Here is an 18,433-nt window from a genome sequence, read left to right as displayed (position 1 = left end):
CCATGGCAGGCAACAGCTCGCGCCGCGGCGCGGTGCGCAAGGGCAAGAAGGGCGCGACCGTCGGCTCCGGCGGTGTGCGTCGACGGGGTTTGGAGGGCAAGGGCCCCACCCCGAAGGCCGAGGAGCGCCCGAACCACAAGAAGTACTCCGGCGGCTCGGGTTCCGGCGCCACGGGACGACGCGGCGGGCCCAAGGCCAAGGGCAAGGCGCCCGGCAGCGACCAGGTCGCCGGGCGGAATGCGGTGCTGGAGGCGCTGCGGGAGGAGATCCCCGCCACTCAGCTGACCCTGATGGTGCGGATCGACGCCGACGAGCGGGTGCGGGAGATCATGCGCCTGGCCGCGGCGCGGGCGCTGCCGGTCGTCGAGGTGACCCGCACCGACCTCGATCGCATGACCGACCACTCGGTGCACCAGGGCGTGGCGCTGATGATCCCGCCCTACGAGTACGCCGAGGTCGACGAGCTGCTCGAGATCGCCGCGGACCGCTTCGAGCCGCCGCTGCTGGTCGCGCTCGACGGCATCACCGACCCCCGCAACCTCGGCGCGATCCTCCGCTCGGCCGACGCCTTCGGCGCGCACGGCGTGATCCTGCCGGAGCGGCGCAGCGTGTCGATGACCGCGAGTGTGTGGAAGGTCGCCGCGGGCGCCGCCGGCCGCGTCCGCGTCGCCCAGGTCACGAACCTCAACCGTACCCTCGCCGCGCTCAAGGAGCAGGACGTGTTCGTGCTCGGCCTCGACGCGGACGGCGACGTCACCTCGCGCGAGCTCGAGCTCGGCACCCAGCCGGCGGTGCTCGTCGTCGGCGCCGAGGGCAAGGGCCTCTCCCGCCTCGCGCGGGAGACCAGCGACCAGGTGGTCTCGATCCCGATGGCGGGGCGCTCCGAGTCGCTGAACGCCTCGGTCGCCGCCGCGATCGCGCTCTACGAGATCTCCGGGGTCCGAGACCAGCACGGCCTGGCCTGACCCTTCCGGACTGGCCTTACCCTTCCGGCTCGGCCTGCCGCGAGAGCCGGGTCTCGGCCCGAGAGCCCCGGCCCGCGCGCCTCAGTGCGCGGCGTCGGGCTCCCTGCCCCGCACCGAGCGGACCGGGATCAGCACGTGGGGCAGCACCAGCTGAATGACGGGGCCGAGCGCGATCGCGTAGACGACGGTGCCGAGCCCGAGCGGTCCGCCCAGCAGCCATCCGGTCACCAGCACGATCACCTCGAGCACGATCCGCACCGGCCCGACGGGCCGGGAGAGCACCCGGCTGAGCGCCGTCATCAGCCCGTCGCGGGCGCCCGCACCGAGCTGCGCGCCGATGTAGACGGCGCCGCTGATCCCGTTGACCACCACGCCGAGCAGCATGAGGGCGATCGCGACGGGCAGCGAGCTCGCCTCCGGCAGGATCAGCATCCCGAGGTCGATGCTGACCCCCACCCAGATCGCGTTCGCGACCGTGCCGATCCCGAGCCGCTCGCGCAGCGGGATCCACAGCAGGAGCAGCACGAAGCTCACCGCGATGCTCATCGACCCCACGGTCGCGCCGAGCCGCTCGGCGAGCGCCGCGTGGAAGACGTCCCAGGGCGCGCCGCCCAGCCCCGAGCGCAGCAGCATCGCCAGAGACAGCCCGAAGCCGGTCAGCCCGATCATCATCTGGACGAGCCGGCGCCCCAGCCGGTCCACGCCCAGCTGATCGCGCAGGGACAGGTTGTCGAGCCGGGGATGCCGGCGCCGCTCCGACGCAGCCACGTCTCGTCTCGGTCTCCTCGCGGCCCGCTCAGGCCTCGACGATCGGCAGGGCCGAGGTCTCGGTGGTCACCAGCGACTTCTCGTCGGGCCGGTGGATGAGCTCGTTGAGGATGTAGTGCCGCACGGTGTCGTCGAGGCTCACGTCGACTCCGGCCTGCTCGGAGAGGAACCACTTGTGCTCGAGCACCTCGTGGAAGAACTCCGGCGGCTCGAGCTTCGAGCGCATCGACCGGGGGATCGCCCGGACCACGGGCTCGTACTGATCCTTGAGCCACTCGTGGGCGACGAACTCCTCCTCCTCGGCCTGCTGCTCCGTGTCCGCGCGGAACTGGTCGAGATCGTTCAGGAGTCGACGTGCCTGGTTCTCCTGGGCGTCGATGCCGGTCAGGCGCATCAGGCGCCTCGAGTGGTGGCCGGCGTCGACGACCTTCGGGCGGATCGAGAGGGTCGTGCCGTCGAGGTCGGTGGTGATCTCGAGCTCGCCCACGTCGAAGCCGAGCTTGTTCAGCCGCTCGATCCGGGCGGAGACGCGCCAGCGCTCGTCGGCGGAGAAGCGCTCCGAGGAGGTCAGCGTCTCCCACAGCTCCTCGTAGCGGGCCACGAGGTCGTCGCCGATCTCGACAGGGTCGACCTCGGGGTCGATCATGTCGCCGGCCTGCAGGTCCATCAGCTCGCCGATGATGTTGGTGCGGGCCAGGTCGAGGTCGTAGTGGCGCTGCCCGGTCGTGAGCGTCTCGTGCAGGGAACCGGTCTCGACATCGACGATGTAGGCGGCGAAGGCGCCCGCGTCACGGCGGAACAGAGTGTTCGACAGCGACACATCGCCCCAGTAGAAGCCCTCCAGATGCAGCCGCACCAGCAGCACGGCGAGCGCGTCGAGCAGGCGCTGGGCGGTGTCCTGGCGCGAGACCTGGCTGAACACTGCCCGGTAGGGGAGGGAGAACTGCAGATGGCGGGTGATCAGCACGGCGTCCAGCGCCTCGCCGGAGGGGCCCGTGCGACCGGAGACCACGGCGAAGGGCTCGACCGAGGGGATGCCGATCCGGCCGAGCACCTTGAGCGTGTCGTACTCGCGCTGGGCGAGGTGGTGGTTGATCTCCTTGAGCGCGAGCACCCGCCCCGAGACCCGGACGAAGCGGACCACATGGCGGGAGATGCCGCGGGGGAGCGCGGCCAGGATCTCGTCGGGCCACTGCTCCAGCGGCGTCTCCCAGGGCAGATCCAGCAGTGCAGGGTCTGCACGGGACGCGGTGATCTCCAGGGGTGCCATGGGTCCATTCTCTCCCGAGCGCGAGGGCCAGGCCCATACGCTTCCACAAATCACGTCGGACCGACGGGAAGATCACGGCTCGGGACTTCGTGTCGTCGCGGCCCCGAGGTCGCCGGGAACCGTCCTGGGGCCGACCGGGGCGGCGGCGCCGAGCCCGCCGGGGACGGACGACGAGCCCGCCGTGGACGGATGACGGAGCCGCCCGGGACGGACGACGGGCGCCCGGCCGGAGCCGGACGCCCGTCGCGCGGAGCGGGGGTGCTCAGTCGCCGAGGCGCTTGCCCGACTTCGCGTCGAAGAGGTGCAGGTGGCCCTCCTTGGGACGGAAGTAGACGGTCTCGCCCTTGACCGGGGGACGGCGGCCGTCGACGCGCGCGATGAACGGCTTGGCGGTCTCGTCGCTGCCGGCGCGGCGGCCGTAGATGAACGCGTCCGCGCCGAGCTCCTCGACCACGTCGATCTCGACCGCGATGCCCTGCTCGTCGCCGACGAGCTCGAGGTCCTCGGGGCGCACGCCCACGGTGACGGTGGACTGGTCGGTGTCCGAGAGGGTCGCACGGTCCACCGGCAGCACGGCGCCGCCGAACTGGACGCCCTGGTCGGTGAGCTTCTCCTCGAGCAGGTTCATGGCGGGGGAGCCGATGAAGCCGGCCACGAACACGTTGTTCGGGTGGTCGTACATGCGGCGCGGGGAGTCGATCTGCTGGAGCACGCCGCGGTCGAGGACGGCCACGCGGTCGCCCATCGTCATCGCCTCGGTCTGGTCGTGGGTGACGTACACGGTGGTGACGCCGAGACGACGCTGCAGCGAGGCGATCTGGGTGCGGGTCGAGACGCGCAGCTTCGCATCGAGGTTCGACAGCGGCTCGTCCATCAGGAACACCTGCGGGGAGCGCACGATCGCACGGCCCATGGCCACACGCTGGCGCTGACCGCCGGAGAGCGCCTTCGGCTTGCGGTCGAGGTACTCGGTGAGGTCCAGGATCGCCGCGGCGTCCTCGACGCGCTTGCGGATCTCCGCCTTCGGGGTGCCGGCGATCTTCAGGGCGAAGCCCATGTTGTCGGCGACCGTCATGTGCGGGTACAGCGCGTAGTTCTGGAACACCATGGCGATGTCGCGGTCCTTCGGCGGGACGTCGGTGACGTCACGATCGCCGATGAGGATGCGGCCCGCGTCGATCTCCTCGAGACCGGCGAGCATGCGCAGGGAGGTCGATTTGCCGCAGCCCGAGGGGCCGACGAGGACGAGGAACTCGCCGTCGCCGATCTCGATGTTGAGGTTGTCGACCGCGGGGCGCTCCTGGCCCGGGTAGACCCGGGAGGCGTTGTCGAACGTGACTGTTGCCATGGTGTTTCTCCTTCACCGGCAGGTACGTGCCGGACGATCCGTTGTGAAGTGACTGTGACACCGGTTCGGGGAGCTCCTCGGGGGTGCTCCGTCGCACCGGCACGGCAGAGTGTATCCCACGTCTCACCTTCCCGGTCCGCCCTGCCGCCGGCGGCGCGCCGCCTACCCGGCCGCGCCTCGACGGGACCGTCCCTCCGCCGCGTCCGCTCCTCGGCAGGACCCGGCCCGGTGCGCTCCCGTGCACAGCGCCGGGCACGGGATACTGGGGCGGTGGACACTGCTGAGCTGACCCGGAAGATCCTGGACCGGCGCCCCCGCGAGGGCGCCCCGCTGCGCATCGTGCAGGCAGGGCATCCCGCCCTCCGCCGCACCGCCGTCGCCGCCCGCGACCGCCTCGAGCCCGCGCTCCTGGCGGAGCTCGCGGACGCCATGACCGTGACGATGAGGGACGCTCCCGGCGTCGGTCTCGCCGCCCCGCAGATCGGGCTGCCGCTGAGCTTCTACGTCGTCGAGGACCCCTTCGCCGCCGAGGAGGGGGAGGACCCCGAGGACGCGCTGCTCGAGCGCCGCCCGCTCGCGCTGCGCGCCCTGCTGGACCCCGTCGTCGATCCCGTAGGGGACGAGACCGTCTTCGCCTTCGAGGGCTGCCTCTCGGTCGACGGCTGGCAGTCGATCGTGCCCCGCTCGCGCCGGGTGCGCCTGCGCGCCCACGAGCTGCTGCCCGGCGGCTCCCTGCGCGAGATCGACGAGGAGCACGTGGGCTGGACCGCGCGGATCCTCCAGCACGAGACGGACCACCTGGGCGGGACCCTCTGCCACGACCGGATGGTGGCGCGCTCCTTCGTGGAGGCCGGCTACGTCCACCACTACGCCGACCTCGGCGAGGCCGTGCGCCGCCTGGGCCTGAGCGGCGACATCACCGAGCTCGGCGAGGGAGAGGTCGTGCTGCGCCGCTGAGGCGCCGCGCCGCCCCGTCCGCGCCGCCCCTTCCGCACTGCCCGGTCCGCGCCGGGGGTGTCCGGCGCTCGCGGTGTCGCCCCGTCCCCGTCGGGCGGGGAGCCGATCGGGGGCCGGGCGCCCGCCGTGCGCACCCGCCGTCCAGGAGTGCGGACCCGTGCGCGATACCGTTGCCCTGTTCAGGACCCCGACGAATGGAGGCCCAGGTGGCCACGAACTCCCCGCAGCCCGTCCCGCGCGACCACGGCGCCGCCGCGACGCGACCCGACGACCTCCCCCTCGAGGAGGGCACCCTCGACGAGCAGCTCGACGAGCGCTGGCTCTCGCTGATCGACGCCGCGCTCAAGGTCCAGGCGCCGCTGGCCCGCACCTACGTCGAGCACCTGCGCGCCAAGCACCCGGAGGCGAGCGACCGTCAGCTGCTGGAGAAGGTCACCACGCGCTTCACCGCGCTGACCACCGCGACCGGCGCCGGCATCGGCGGCGTCGCGGCACTGCCGGGCCTCGGCACCGCCGCCGCGATCGGCCTCACCGTGGGGGAGGGCCTCTCCTTCGCGGAGTCCTGCGCCTTCCTCACCCTCGCCGCCGCCGACATCCATGGCGTCGACATGACCGACCGCGAGACCCGACGCCTCGTGCTGCTGGGCGTGCTCGGCGGCGAGCGCGGCGCCGAGATCATCGGCAAGGCGCTCGGCCGGCAGGGCCTGCGCTGGAACTCCGTCCTCGGCGGCGGGGGCCTCCTGCCCGGCTTCGTCACCAAGCAGGTCAACAAATACGTGCGGCGCCGGGTCGTGGCCCGCACCGGCGGGCTGTGGTTCGCACGCCTGGTGCCCTTCGGGATCGGCGCGGTCCTCGGCGGCCTCGGCGCCCGCGTCGTGGCCCGTTCCGTGGTCGAGGCGATGCACGAGATCTTCGGCCAGGGGACGCAGGGCCCGGAGGGCGAGCTCACCCGGCGCTGAGCGGGAGGCCCGGGCGACGCGCCCGCAGTCCCGCCCGCGCAGGACGACGGGGCCGGTCCCTCAGGACCGGCCCCGTCGTCATGCGTCCTGCGCGGACGGACCGCGCTCAGACCTCCTGTGTGAACTCGTTGGCGTGCTCGGTGCCGACCGCACGCTGGTAGGAGCGGCGGATCTCCGCCTCCGCGTCGCTGCGACCCTCCCAGTGCGCGCCCTCGACGCTCTTGCCCGGCTCGAGATCCTTGTAGACCTCGAAGAAGTGCTGGATCTCCAGACGGTGGAACTCCGAGACGTCGGTCAGCTCCTGGCGGCGCACCTGACGGCGATCGCCCACGGGCACCGCGACGATCTTGTCGTCGCCGCCGGCCTCGTCGCGCATGCGGAACATGCCCAGCGCGCGGCAGCGGATCAGGCAGCCCGGGAAGGTCGGCTCCTCGAGCAGGACCAGGCAGTCCAGCGGGTCGCCGTCCTCGCCGAGGGTCCCCTCGATGAAGCCGTAGTCGTCCGGATAGCGCGTCGCGGTGAAGAGCATCCGGTCCAGGCGGATCCGCCCGTTGTGGTGGTCCACCTCGTACTTGTTCCGGTTCCCGCGAGGGATCTCGATGGTCACGTCGAATTCCACGACAGCCGCTCCATTGCTCCGGCCCCGTGGGCCACTTCATTGCTCCGGCCCCAGGGGCCGCTTCCGATGACCGGGACACCATATCGTGGTGGCATGGCCCTTCGAGCAACCGAGCGCATGTGGCGCACCGTCGCCGTCGTGATGTGCGCGGCACTGCCCGTGAGCTTCTACGTCCTCGGCGACCTGATGGACGCCTTCCCCGGGTTTCTCACCGTGCGCAGCGCCGAGGGGGACCCCGGCTCCGGCCCCCGCGCCGTCGCGGAGGACTGGGAGCGGGTCGATCCGGTCGAGGCCGTGGCGCCCGTCGGCTCCTCGCCCTCCCCGGTCGATCCCACCGACCTGCAGCAGCGCATGGCCGCGAAGGCCGAGCTGCCCGTCGTGGGCGGGGGCCTGGCCTTCAGCGTCGTCGGGGCCGAGGACGGCCAGGTGCTCGCCGAGCGGGACTCGTCCAGCGCCCTCGTGCCCGCCTCGACCCTCAAGCTGCTCACCGCCGCGGCCGTGCTGCGGCAGTACACGGGGGATGAGGTGCTGGTCACCCGCGCGACCGTCCAGGACGGCGTGGTGACCCTGGCGGGAGAGGGTGACATGACCCTCACCGAGGAGGATCTGCGCGAGCTCGCCGCGCAGACGGCGGCGCTGGCGGCCGAGCAGGGGACCACCGCCGTCTCCCTCGCCCTGGACGACTCGTATCTCGTGGGCGGGGCGAACCCGGCCTGGGGGGACAACGGCACGGCGGGCGGCTGGGTCACGCCCACCGCCTCCCTCGCGCTCGAGGAGGGATGGCTCGACGGGGAGCAGTACGGCCCGAAGTCCGCCGATCCCGCCGGCGACGCGGCCCGGCGCTTCGCCGAGCTGCTCGGCGAGGAGGGCCTCGAGGTGACCGGCGGGATCACCGCGGCCGCCGCCCCGGAGGGCGCGCCCGCCGCGGAGATCTCCTCCGAGCCGCTCTCGGAGATCGTGCGCCACACCCTGCTCATCTCCGACAACACCACCGCCGAGCTCCTCGCGCACCTGGTGGCGCTCTCCCGCGGCGAGGAGGCCACGCCCGCCGGCGCCGCCGCCGCCGTCGAGGCGGAGATCCGCGAGCTCGGCGCCGAGATGGGGCTGCCCGAGGAGGACCTCGCCGGGCTCGACCTCCACGACGGCTCCGGCCTCTCGCGAGAGAACCGGGTCCCGCCGGCGCTGCTCGCCGCGGTGCTCGCCCAGGTCGCCTCCGGCGAGGTGCCCGCCCTCGAGCAGATCCTCTACGACGTGCCCGTCGCGGCGCTCTCGGGCACGCTCGCGGACCGCTTCGGCCACGGCGACGACACGGCCGCCGCCGGGCAGGTGCGCGGCAAGACCGGCTATCTCGGCGGTGCCGCGACCCTCGCCGGCGTGACCGTGCTCCCCGACGGTCGCACCGTCGGCTACTCGATCGTGGTCCACGGCTTCGACGGAGCCGACGCGGACGCCGCCCGCGCCGCGGTCGACGACGTCGCCGCCGAGATGGTGCAGGTCGACTGATGGCCGGCCCTCCTCCCGTGGTCGCCCGTGCCCGCCGCGCCGTGCGCGCCGCCCTCGCCGAGCGGCTCGAGCAGCTCGCCGACGACACCGGCTCCGGCCACCTCTCCCCGCGCCTGCTGGTCGGCGTCTCCGGGGGCGCCGACTCGCTCGCGCTGCTGGCGACCACCTGCTGGGTGGGGGAGCGGATGGGGCTCGCGACCGAGGCCGCGATCGTCGACCACGGGCTCCAGGACGGCTCCGCCTCCGTCGCCGCGCGCGCCGCCGCGCAGGCCGAGCGGCTGGGCGCCGAGGCGCACGTGCTCACGCCGTCCGTCGACCTCGCCGCGCCCGGCGGTCTCGAGAACGCCGCCCGCACCGCCCGACACGACGCCCTCGAGCACCTCGCCCGGGAGCGCGGTGCGCTCGCCGTGCTGCTGGGCCACACCCTCGACGACCAGGCGGAGCAGGTCCTGATGGCCCTCGCCCGCGGCGCGGGGCCCCGGGCGCTCGCCGGGATCCGCCGCAGCCGCGGCCACCTGCTGCGCCCCTTCCTCGGCACCGGCCGGGACGAGACCACGGCCCTGCGACGCGCCGACACCGAGGAGATCTGCACCCTCCACGACCTCGAGTGGTGGGAGGACCCGATGAACGCGGATCCCGAGCTGCTGCGCTCGCGGGTGCGCCACCGGGCCCTGCCGCTGCTGCGCGAGATCCTCGGGGAGCAGATCGACGAGAACCTCGCCCGCAGCGCCGACCTGGTCCGCCCTGATGTGGACCATCTCGACGAGGAGGCGCGGGCGCTGCTGCCCGCCCTGCGCCGCGACGCCGGGGAGCTCGCCGAGGAGGGCGACCTGCTGCACCTCGACGTCCACGCCCTCGCCGCCGTCCCCGCCCCCGTGCGCACCCGCGTGCTGCGCGACGCCTCCCGTTCCGCTCAGCGCGCAATCGATGCAGGTGACGCAGGTGGATCCACGAAATCGCTGCTGCGCAGGCAGGTGCTCGCGCTGGATGCGCTGGTCGTCTCATGGCACGGTCAGGCAGCGGTGCCCGTTCCGGGTAGGATCGAGGTCGCTCGCCGTGACGGCCTGTTGGTGTGGCGCCGTCCCGCTCCGTGAGCCGCGGCGGACGCACCCACCACATCACCTGGAGGAGATCCGCGTGCCCCAGACGCACCCCCACCCCGATGTCGACCGCGTGCTGCTGGAAGAACAGCAGATCCGTGACCGGCTCGCCGAGATCGGCGCGCAGATCGCCGCGGACTACGCCGAGGAGCCCCCGATCCTGGTGGGCGTCCTCAAGGGGGCGGTGATGGTGATGGCGGACCTCGCCCGTTCCATCGACCTCAAGGTCGAGATGGACTGGATGGCGGTCTCCTCCTACGGCTCGGGCACGAAGTCCTCGGGCGTGGTGCGGATCCTCAAGGACCTCTCCGGCGACATCACCGGGCGCAACGTCCTGATCGTCGAGGACATCATCGACTCGGGCCTGACCCTGAAGTGGCTGCTGGCCAACCTCCGCTCCCGCGGGCCGAAGTCCGTGGAGATCGCGACGCTGCTGCGCAAGCCCGAGGCCGCGCGCGTCGAGATCGACGTGAAGTACGTCGGCTTCGACATCCCCAACGAGTTCGTCATCGGGTACGGGCTCGACCATGCGGAGAACTACCGCAACCTTCCCTACGTGGGCGTCCTCGCACGCTCGGTCTACGAGGACTGAACCGGTGGCAGATTCCCCCAAGAGCACGGGCCGCGGCTCGGGCGGCAGGAAGCGCCGCCCCTTCACCTCCGTCGCCCTCTGGATCGTCGTCGCGCTGCTGCTGGGCATGGCGCTGTTCTCCCTGCTGGGCCGTGACGGCTACCAGCAGATCGACACCGAGCAGGGCCTCGAGCTGCTGCAGGGCGACACCGTCGAGCAGGCGAAGATCATCGGCGGCAACCAGCAGCGCGTCGACCTGGTCCTGACCGAGGACTTCACCGACGGCGAGGAGAACAAGGGCACCCGGGTGCGCTTCGCCTACGTCGACGCGCGCGGCGAGTCGATCGTCTCCGCAGTCGAGGAGGCCGCCCCCTCAGGCGGCTACACCGACGAGATCGCCACCAGCTCGTGGTGGTCCACTCTGCTGCTGTCCTTCCTGCCGCTGCTGATCTTCATCGGCCTGTTCTGGTTCCTCATCATGAACGCCCAGGGCGGCGGCCGGGCGATGCAGTTCGGCAAGTCCAAGGCGAAGCTGTTCAACAAGGAGGCCCCGAAGGTCACCTTCGCCGACGTCGCCGGCGCCGAGGAGGCCGTCGAGGAGCTCGACGAGATCAAGCAGTTCCTCGTGGACCCGGGCCGCTACCAGGCCGTCGGCGCGAAGATCCCCAAGGGCGTGCTGCTCTACGGCCCGCCCGGCACCGGCAAGACGCTGCTGGCCAAGGCCGTCGCCGGCGAGGCGAACGTGCCCTTCTACTCGATCTCCGGCTCGGACTTCGTGGAGATGTTCGTGGGCGTCGGCGCGAGCCGCGTGCGCGACCTGTTCAACACCGCGAAGGAGAACTCCCCGGCGATCATCTTCATCGACGAGATCGACGCCGTCGGCCGCCACCGCGGCGCCGGCATGGGCGGCGGCCACGACGAGCGCGAGCAGACGCTGAACCAGATGCTCGTGGAGATGGACGGGTTCGACGAGAACCAGAACGTCATCCTCATCGCCGCCACCAACCGCGTGGACATCCTCGACCCGGCGCTGCTGCGCCCGGGCCGCTTCGATCGCCAGATCGCGGTGACCGCCCCGGACCTCAAGGGCCGCCTGCACATCCTCGGCGTGCACGCCAAGGGCAAGCCGCTGGCCCACGACGTGGACCTCGAGGCCGTCGCCAAGCGCACCATCGGCATGTCCGGTGCGGACCTCGCCAACGTGCTCAACGAGGCGGCGCTGCTCACCGCCCGCTCTGGCAACCAGATCATCGACAACCGCGCCCTGGACGAGGCGATCGACCGCGTCTCCATGGGCCCGCAGCGGTACTCCAAGGTGATGACCGAGCGCGAGCGCCAGATGACCGCGTACCACGAGGGCGGCCACGCCCTGGTCGCCGCGGCGATGAACAACTCGGCCCCGGTCACCAAGGTGACGATCCTGCCGCGCGGCCAGGCCGGCGGCTACACGATGGTGGTCCCCACGCAGGACCGCAACTACCAGTCCCGCAACGAGCTGCTGGACCGCCTCGCCTACGCGATGGGCGGCTACGCGGTGGAGGAGTCGATCTTCCACGACGTCACCACCGGCCCCAGCTCCGACCTCCAGAACGCCACCAAGATCGCCCGCACCATGGTCATGCAGCTGGGCATGAGCGCGGCCGTGGGCCAGGTCGCCCTCTCCGGCGACCAGGACGAGGTGTTCGTGGGCATGCAGCAGGGGCAGGGCCCCCGCTTCTCCGGCGAGACCGCGAGCATCGTGGACCAGGAGGTGCGCAAGCTCCTGGACAACGCCCTGGACGAGGCCTGGTCCGTGATCGTGCAGAACCGTCACGTGCTGGACCGCCTGGTCGAGGAGCTGCTGGAGAAGGAGACGCTGAACGAGCACGAGCTCGCCGCGATCTTCGCGGACGTCACCAAGCTGCCGCCGCGCGAGGTGTGGGTCTCCAGCGAGGAGCGGCCCTCCCTGGAGGCGCCATCGGTCGGCTCGACCACCACCGGCACCGGCACCGAGGAGCACGACGCGGGCGAGCCGCTGCAGCCCGGCGCCCCCGAGCTGCCCCATCCGGGCGGCGACGGCCCCGGCATCCCCGGCGCCCCGCACGGCGGTGCCCCCGGCGGCTCCGGCCAGCCCGGTCCCGGCCAGGGCTACGGCTACGGCGACCACGACGAGACGGAGCGCTGAGATGGCGGTGGACCGGCCCCGGGTCGAGGCGGCCGTGAGGGAGCTCCTCGCCGGGATCGGCGAGGACCCGGGCCGCGACGGCCTCCTGGACACCCCCGCGCGGGTGGCGCGGATGTACGCCGAGGTCTTCGAGGGGCTGGACCAGGACGCGCACGAGCCGCTGTCGACGACCTTCGACATCGAGCACCAGGAGCTGGTGCTCGTGCGCGACATCGCCTTCCACTCGATGTGCGAGCACCATCTGCTGCCCTTCCACGGGATGGCGCACGTGGGGTACATCCCCGGCGGCGGCGCCGTCACGGGGCTGAGCAAGCTCGCCCGCCTGGTCCACGTCTACGCCCGACGCCCGCAGGTGCAGGAGCGGCTCACCTTCCAGATCGCCGATGCGCTGATGGACGAGCTCGGCGCCGCCGGCGCCATCGTCGTGATCGAGGCGGAGCACATGTGCATGTCGATGCGCGGCGTGCGCGCGGCCGGGGCCCGCACCATCACCAGTGCCGTGCGCGGCATGCTCCGGGACAACCCGAGCACCCGCGGCGAGGCCATGGCCCTGATCAACGGACGGTGAGGTCGTGACCATCCCCGTGCGCCGACCCGAGGGACTGCCGGACCGCCTCGGCGGGGACGACACCCTCGTCATGGGGGTCCTGAACGTCACCCCCGACTCCTTCTCCGACGGCGGGGAGCACGACAGCGCCCCCGACGCGATCGCCCACGGCCGCCGCCTGGTCGCCGAGGGCGCCGCGATCATCGACATCGGCGGGGAGTCCACCCGCCCCGGGGCCCCGCGCGTCCCCGAGGAGGAGGAGCTGCGCCGGGTGATCCCCGTGGTCGAGGCCCTCGCCGCCGAGGACGTCGTGCTCAGCGTGGACACCATGCGAGCCTCCGTCGCCGGCGCGAGCATCGCGGCCGGGGCCCTCATCGTCAACGATGTCTCCGCCGGCCAGGCCGACGTGCGGATGGGCGCGCAGGTCGCCGAGCTGCGCACGCGTCTGGGCACCCCGCCGGTGTTCATCGCGATGCACTGGCGCGGCCACAGCGACGTCATGAACGACCTCGCCCGGTACGAGGACGTCGCCCACGACAGCACCGCCGAGCTCGGCGACCGCCTCAGCACGCTGCGCGAGGCCGGGATCGAGGACCGCTTCCTCGTCGCCGATCCCGGCCTCGGCTTCTCCAAGACGGGGGAGCAGAACTGGGACCTGCTGGCGGACTGGGACGCGATCGCCTCCCACGGCCTGCCCGTCCTCATCGGCGCCTCGCGCAAGCGCTTCGTCAGCGCCCTCGACGTGGACCGCGACGCGGCGACCGCCGCGATCAGCGCTTACAGCGCCGAGCACGGCGCCTGGGCGGTGCGCGTCCACGAGGTCCCCTCCAACCTCGCCGCGGTGCGGGTCGGGGACCGGCTGCGTCGGAGCAGGCGCCGATGAACCCGCACGATGGCAGCGCGCATCACGGCTCCGCGACGGCGTCGATCGGACGCCTGGACCGCATCGAGGTCACCGGCATCCGCGCCTGGGGCCATCATGGCGTCCTCGCCGCGGAGAAGGAGATCGGCCAGGAGTTCGCGGTCGACGTCGTCCTGCACCTCTCGACCGCCGCGGCCGGCCGCACCGACGTCCTCTCCCGCACCGTGAACTACGCCGAGGTCGTCACGGCCGTGCACGAGGAGATCGGCGCCGGCCCCCACGACCTCGTCGAGACCCTGGCCGAGCGGATCGCCGCGAGGATCCTTGAGGAGATCGGGCACCCGCTGGTGCGCCGCGTCGGCGTGCGTGTGCACAAGCCCGCTGCCCCGGTCGGACTGCCCGTCGGCGGGGTGGCCGTCGCGATCGAGCGCGACGCGTGCCCCGTCCCCGCCGTGCTCGCGCTCGGCAGCAACCTCGGCGACCGCGAGACGCACCTGCGCGGGGCGCTCGACGTGCTCGCCTCCCACTCGGGCACCGAGATCGCCTGGACCTCGCCCGTGCTCGAGACCGCCCCCGTCGGCGGGCCGGACGGCCAGGGCGCCTATCTCAACGCCGTGGTCGGCGTGACCACCGAGCTCGGCCCCCACGACCTCCTCGCCCTGGCCCACCGCGCCGAGCGGGACGCCGGACGGCAGCGCCTGGTGCGCTGGGGCGAGCGGACCCTCGACGTCGACGTGATCGCCTACGGCGACTGGCGCAGCGAGGACCCCGACCTTACCGTGCCCCACCCCCGCGCCCACGAGCGCGCCTTCGTGCTCGGCCCCTGGCATGCCGCGGACCCCGCCGCCGTGCTGCCCGGCCGCGGACCGGTCCAGGCGCTCCTCGCCCGCGCCGCGGACCGCGAGGACCTGCGCCCGGGCCCGGCCCTCGAGGGCTTCGACGCCCCGGCCTCTCGGACGGGGGAGGGAGCGGCGGAGTCGTGAGGCCCCTGAACATCCCGGTGCTCGTGCTGATCCTCGTGATCGGTGCGGGCTTCGGGGCCCAGATGCTCGAGACCCTCGCCGCCCGAGGCCACTCCCTCCCGGTCGCGGGCTGGCTGACGACCCTGGTGCTGCTGGCCCTGGCCGCGGTGCTGCTCGCCTACGGCCTCCCGATGCGCCGCTACCTCCAGGAGAGCGAGGAGCGTCGCGACAAGCCCTCCTACGCGCCGCGCCGGCACCAGATCGACCTGCCCACCGCCTATCGCACGGTCCTGCTGGCCCGGGCCTGCGCCTACACGGGCGCGATCATGGGCGGGATCTTCGTTGGCCAGGCGCTGTTCCTGCTGATCACCGGCACCGGTGACCTGCTCGGCGCGATCCTGCCGACCGCCGCCGCCGCGGTCTCCGGCATCGTGCTGGGTGTGCTCGGGGTGATCGTGGAGCGATGGGGAAAGCTCCCGCCCGACGGCGACGGCTCCGCCGAAGGCGCGGAAGCCGGGTCCTGACCGCTCGCTCCGAGCCCTCCGACCCCGCCGCAGGACGGGCCTGCGAGCTGCCGGTCGGCGGAGCGGGGCACGGGCGAGGACCGACCTTCGGCGGGGCGGGCAGCGCCGAGCGTCGCACAGCGCCTCCGGCCCGGGATGACACGATGTCCCCATGACCTCCTCCGCGCCCGATGCCCGCCCGCCGCTCCCCACGGCGACGCCCCACGACGCCCTGCCGCCCGAGGTCTCGGACGCCGCCGGGGCGCGACTGGGCGAACAGGGGCTGCAGCCGGTCTCGCCGAAGCTCGTCCCGGCCCGCTATCTCGCGGGGATCCCCGGCTACGTGATCGGGGTGCTGCTGACCATCGGCGCGATCGTCGCGGCGGTCCTGACCGGGTGGTGGTGGCTGGGGCTGACGGCCATCGTGCCGCTGGTGCTGGTGGTGCAGGGCCTCGCGCTCACCCCGCGACGGGTGCGGGCGATCGGCTATCGCGAGGGGGAGGAGGACCTCACCGTCGCCCTCGGGATCATGTTCCGCTCCGTGCACACGATCCCCTACGGCCGCGTGCAGTCGGTGAAGATCGACGAGGGGCCGGTGGACCGCCGCTACGGCCTCGCGAAGCTCACGCTCAGCACCGCCCATGACGGCGCCGGCGTCACCCTGCCCGGCCTGCCGAAGGACGAGGCCGAGCGCCTGCGCGCCCTGCTCACCGCGCGCGGCGTCGAGCTGATGGCGGCGCTGTGACCGCCCCCGGCCCCGATCCCGATCCCGTCCCGGGAGCGCCCCGCCACCGCACGCATCCGATCACGCCGCTGGTGACCGGCTGGAAGGTCGTCGTGGGCATCATCGCGGTGCTCACCGCCCAGAACATCGCCCAGCTGGCGAACGAGTTCACGATCCGTCGCGCGCTGATCGGACTGGGCATCCTGCTCGTCGTCGTCCTCGTGGCGATCGTCCTGTCGGCCCTCAGCTGGTGGTTCACCACCTATGCGGTGGACGAGGACGGCGTCTCCGTCCACAGCGGCATGATCAGCCGCTCCCGCGAGTACGCGCCGCGGGCACGCATCGAGTCCGTCTCGATCGAGCGCCCGCTGCTGGCCCGCCTGCTGGGACTGGCGAAGGTGCGCGTCGAGGTCGCCGGCGGCGGCGAGTCGTATCTCGACATCGAGTACGTCTCCTCCGCCCGCGCCGAGGAGCTGCGCCTGGGCATCCTCGAGGTCGCGGCCGGGACGTCGGCCGCGAGCTCCTCCGCCGTTCCCGTCGAGGGCGCTCCGGCCGACGGGACGGGCGCGGAGGCCCGCGCAGCCCTCGCCGGCGGCCCGACCGCGGGCTCCTCCGCCGCGGCGGACCATCAGGACTCCGGCGACGCCGCGCGCGAGCACGGCGGTCGTCTCGAGGAGGTCCTGTACGACGGGGTGATCGACGGCGAGCTCATCGCGAGGATCCCCACCGAGCGGCTCGTCCGCTCCCTCGTGCGGGACCTCGGATTCCTCACCGGGATCGTCATGAGCGTCGTCGGCGTGGTCGTCGCGGTGCTCCTCGCCCTGTGGCAGGAGGGCTTCTCGATCGCGATCCTGGTCGCCCTGGCACCCACCGCGATCGCGGTGCCGAAGTACGTCTTCGGCCGGATCGACTCCGGCTGGGGCTTCGTCTCCCGCTTCAGCGAGCGCGGGCTGCGGATGCGGCGGGGCCTGGCCAACACGCGCACCGACAACATCGCCGCCGGTCGCATCCAGCGCTTCGACCTGCGCCGACCCTTCCTGTGGCGCGGCCCCGGCTGGACCGCCGTCTCCGCGACCGTGGCCGGGATCGATGACGACGACGAGAACGGCGCGACCAGCGTGCTCCCGGTCGGCACCCGCGAGGAGCTGCGGCAGACCCTCGGCCGGCTCAGCGCGCCGCTGGGCACCGACGACGACCTCGCGACCCTCGAGCACCTGCTGACCGCCCGCGCCCGCGACCTGCCCGGGCTGCGCACCCCGGTGCGCTGGTACTGGATCGCCCGCCGCACCGAGGTGAGCATCCTGCTGCCGGGTGCGCTCGTGCACCGCAGCGGCCTCGTGTCCCGCAAGCTCAGCATCGTTCCCCGCGAGCGGATCCAGGAGCTGAGGCTCGAGGACGGCCCACTCGCCCGCCGTCTCGGCGTGCTGGACCTCCACGTCGAAGGGGCCGGGGACTCGCTCCTGCTGGAGAACCTGCGCCGCGATGACGCCCTCGCCGTGCACGCCGTGCTCGCCGCCGATGCCCGCACCCTGCGCCGCTACCGGGACCGGGAGAGCTGGCCCCGCCCCGCGCTCGCGCCCGTCGGCACCGCCGCGCCGGCGCCCGGCAGTGACCCCGCGAGCGCCCCCGGGAACGCCCCCGAGCAGGAGCGGCCCGCCGCATCCGCCCCCGGCCCGCGCCCCGACGGGCGGGAGACCCGATGACCCCGCCCCGCCTCGGCATCGGTGTGATCGGCGCCGGACGCGTCGGCGCCGTCCTCGGCGCCGCGCTGCGCGCCGAGGGGCACGCGCTCACCGGCGCCTACGCCGTCTCCGACGCCTCCCGTGAGCGGGCCGCCGAGCTCCTGCCCGGTGTGCCGCTGCTGGACGTCCCCGCCCTCGTCGAGCGCAGCGAGATGCTGCTCCTGGCCGTGCCCGACGACCAGCTCGGACCGCTCGCGAGCGGGATCGCCGCGACCGGCCTCGCCCCCGGCGGGCAGCTCGTCGTCCACACCTCCGGCCGCTACGGCACCGAGGTGCTCGCCCCGCTCGCCCGCGCCGGCGCCGCGACCCTCGCGATCCACCCGGCGATGACCTTCACCGGCACCCGCACGGACCTGCGCCGGCTCGTCGGATGCCCGATGGGGATCACCGCCACCGAGGAGTTCCTGCCCGTCGCCGCCGCGCTCGTGGTGGAGATGGGCGGCGAGGCCGTCGTCATCGCCGAGGGCGACCGCCCGCTCTACCACGCCTCCCTCGCCCACGCCGCGAACCATCTCGTGGTCCTCGTGGACCAGTCCCGCAGGGCGCTGGCCCGGCTCGGCATCGAGGACCCCGGCGCCTACCTCCGCCCGCTGCTCGAGGCGGCGCTCGAGGAGTCGCTGCAGCGGGGGAGCGGGGCGCTGACCGGACCGGTGGTCCGCGGGGACGCCGGCACCGTCGCCGCCCACCTCGACGCCCTCGCCGATCTCGACGCGACCGCCGCCCCGCTCGAGCCCGGCGACGTGAGCGACACCTACCGCGCCCTCGCCCTCGCGGCGCTCGCGCGTGCGAGACTCCCCGAGGGCGACCGGGAGACGATCCGGGCGCTGCTGGAGGCGGCCCCGCCCCCGGAGGAGAGCTGAGGAAGGACC

At 73.3% G+C, this 18,433-nt stretch carries 18 protein-coding genes; 14 read left to right on the top strand and 4 right to left on the bottom strand.

Annotation, left to right across the window (positions count from 1 at the left end; all coding sequences use genetic code 11):
- The first annotated feature begins 2 nt into the window (after window positions 1-2).
- Window positions 3-965, top strand: a complete 963-nt coding sequence (gene rlmB / locus Y09_RS09920; protein WP_053917560.1) for a 23S rRNA (guanosine(2251)-2'-O)-methyltransferase RlmB — start codon at window positions 3-5, stop codon at window positions 963-965.
- Window positions 966-1,046: 81 nt separating this feature from the next.
- On the opposite strand, the gene Y09_RS09915 is transcribed toward rlmB, so the two are convergent.
- The 3 genes from Y09_RS09915 to Y09_RS09905 all read right to left on the bottom strand — a co-directional run bounded on the left by Y09_RS09915 (window position 1,047) and on the right by Y09_RS09905 (window position 4,351).
- The gene (locus tag Y09_RS09915) at window positions 1,047-1,733 is read right to left on the bottom strand and encodes a YitT family protein (protein ID WP_082358747.1); all 687 of its coding nucleotides are present in this window, start codon (window positions 1,731-1,733) and stop codon (window positions 1,047-1,049) included.
- Window positions 1,734-1,761: 28 nt separating this feature from the next.
- Entirely contained in the window at window positions 1,762-3,003 is a 1,242-nt protein-coding gene (locus tag Y09_RS09910) for a DUF4032 domain-containing protein (RefSeq protein WP_053917559.1), read from the bottom strand.
- 262 nt (window positions 3,004-3,265) lie between these two features.
- Window positions 3,266-4,351 carry an ABC transporter ATP-binding protein gene (locus Y09_RS09905; RefSeq protein WP_053917558.1) on the bottom strand — a complete coding sequence of 362 codons (1,086 nt, stop codon included), beginning with the start codon at window positions 4,349-4,351 and terminating at the stop codon, window positions 3,266-3,268.
- Window positions 4,352-4,621: 270 nt separating this feature from the next.
- Here Y09_RS09905 and Y09_RS09900 point away from each other — a divergent pair, with 270 nt between their 5' ends.
- Window positions 4,622-5,308: a peptide deformylase gene (locus Y09_RS09900; protein WP_053917557.1), complete on the top strand. Its 687-nt coding sequence runs from the start codon at window positions 4,622-4,624 to the stop codon at window positions 5,306-5,308.
- 206 nt (window positions 5,309-5,514) lie between these two features.
- On the top strand, window positions 5,515-6,267 hold the full coding sequence (locus Y09_RS09895) for a hypothetical protein (RefSeq protein ID WP_234695693.1): 753 nt from the start codon (window positions 5,515-5,517) through the stop codon (window positions 6,265-6,267).
- Between the two features lie 106 nt (window positions 6,268-6,373).
- Here the strand turns inward: Y09_RS09895 and Y09_RS09890 are convergent, their stop codons facing one another.
- The gene (locus tag Y09_RS09890; protein ID WP_010551035.1) at window positions 6,374-6,886 is read right to left on the bottom strand and encodes an inorganic diphosphatase; all 513 of its coding nucleotides are present in this window, start codon (window positions 6,884-6,886) and stop codon (window positions 6,374-6,376) included.
- A gap of 93 nt (window positions 6,887-6,979) precedes the next feature.
- Between Y09_RS09890 and Y09_RS09885 the strand changes: the two genes are divergently transcribed.
- From Y09_RS09885 to Y09_RS09835, 11 genes are all read left to right on the top strand, one after another.
- Window positions 6,980-8,389, top strand: coding sequence for a D-alanyl-D-alanine carboxypeptidase (locus Y09_RS09885; protein WP_234695692.1), 1,410 nt, complete (start codon window positions 6,980-6,982; stop codon window positions 8,387-8,389).
- Entirely contained in the window at window positions 8,389-9,483 is a 1,095-nt protein-coding gene (tilS, locus tag Y09_RS09880; RefSeq protein WP_010551037.1) for a tRNA lysidine(34) synthetase TilS, read from the top strand. The genes Y09_RS09885 and tilS overlap by 1 nt, the downstream gene beginning before the upstream one ends.
- Before the next feature lie 43 nt (window positions 9,484-9,526).
- Window positions 9,527-10,081, top strand: coding sequence for a hypoxanthine phosphoribosyltransferase (gene hpt / locus Y09_RS09875; RefSeq protein ID WP_053917554.1), 555 nt, complete (start codon window positions 9,527-9,529; stop codon window positions 10,079-10,081).
- Window positions 10,082-10,085: 4 nt separating this feature from the next.
- Window positions 10,086-12,224 (top strand): ATP-dependent zinc metalloprotease FtsH, encoded by a 2,139-nt coding sequence (gene ftsH / locus Y09_RS09870; RefSeq protein ID WP_053917553.1) that lies wholly within the window; start codon window positions 10,086-10,088, stop codon window positions 12,222-12,224.
- Between the two features lies 1 nt (window position 12,225).
- Window positions 12,226-12,792 carry a GTP cyclohydrolase I FolE gene (gene folE / locus Y09_RS09865; protein WP_053917552.1) on the top strand — a complete coding sequence of 189 codons (567 nt, stop codon included), beginning with the start codon at window positions 12,226-12,228 and terminating at the stop codon, window positions 12,790-12,792.
- A 4-nt stretch (window positions 12,793-12,796) separates the two neighbouring features.
- Window positions 12,797-13,654 carry a dihydropteroate synthase gene (gene folP, locus Y09_RS09860; RefSeq protein ID WP_053917551.1) on the top strand — a complete coding sequence of 286 codons (858 nt, stop codon included), beginning with the start codon at window positions 12,797-12,799 and terminating at the stop codon, window positions 13,652-13,654.
- Window positions 13,651-14,616: a 2-amino-4-hydroxy-6-hydroxymethyldihydropteridine diphosphokinase gene (gene folK / locus Y09_RS09855; RefSeq protein WP_053917550.1), complete on the top strand. Its 966-nt coding sequence runs from the start codon at window positions 13,651-13,653 to the stop codon at window positions 14,614-14,616. Before folP ends, folK begins: the two co-directional genes overlap by 4 nt.
- Entirely contained in the window at window positions 14,613-15,119 is a 507-nt protein-coding gene (locus Y09_RS09850) for a DUF3180 domain-containing protein (protein WP_053917549.1), read from the top strand. Before folK ends, Y09_RS09850 begins: the two co-directional genes overlap by 4 nt.
- A gap of 151 nt (window positions 15,120-15,270) precedes the next feature.
- A complete protein-coding gene (locus Y09_RS09845) occupies window positions 15,271-15,843 on the top strand; it encodes a PH domain-containing protein (RefSeq protein WP_053917548.1) in 573 nt (190 codons plus the stop codon).
- Window positions 15,840-17,525 (top strand): PH domain-containing protein, encoded by a 1,686-nt coding sequence (locus tag Y09_RS09840; protein WP_053917547.1) that lies wholly within the window; start codon window positions 15,840-15,842, stop codon window positions 17,523-17,525. The genes Y09_RS09845 and Y09_RS09840 overlap by 4 nt, the downstream gene beginning before the upstream one ends.
- Complete coding sequence (locus tag Y09_RS09835) at window positions 17,522-18,424, top strand: Rossmann-like and DUF2520 domain-containing protein (RefSeq protein ID WP_010551046.1); 903 nt, start codon at window positions 17,522-17,524, stop codon at window positions 18,422-18,424. Before Y09_RS09840 ends, Y09_RS09835 begins: the two co-directional genes overlap by 4 nt.
- The last annotated feature ends 9 nt before the right edge of the window (window positions 18,425-18,433 follow it).

The sequence above is a fragment of the Brachybacterium sp. SW0106-09 genome, from assembly GCF_001293905.1.
GTDB lineage: Bacteria > Actinomycetota > Actinomycetes > Actinomycetales > Dermabacteraceae > Brachybacterium > Brachybacterium conglomeratum.
The sequence above is the reverse complement of the archived record's forward strand: the minus strand, read 5'-3'. Positions and strand labels throughout refer to the sequence as shown.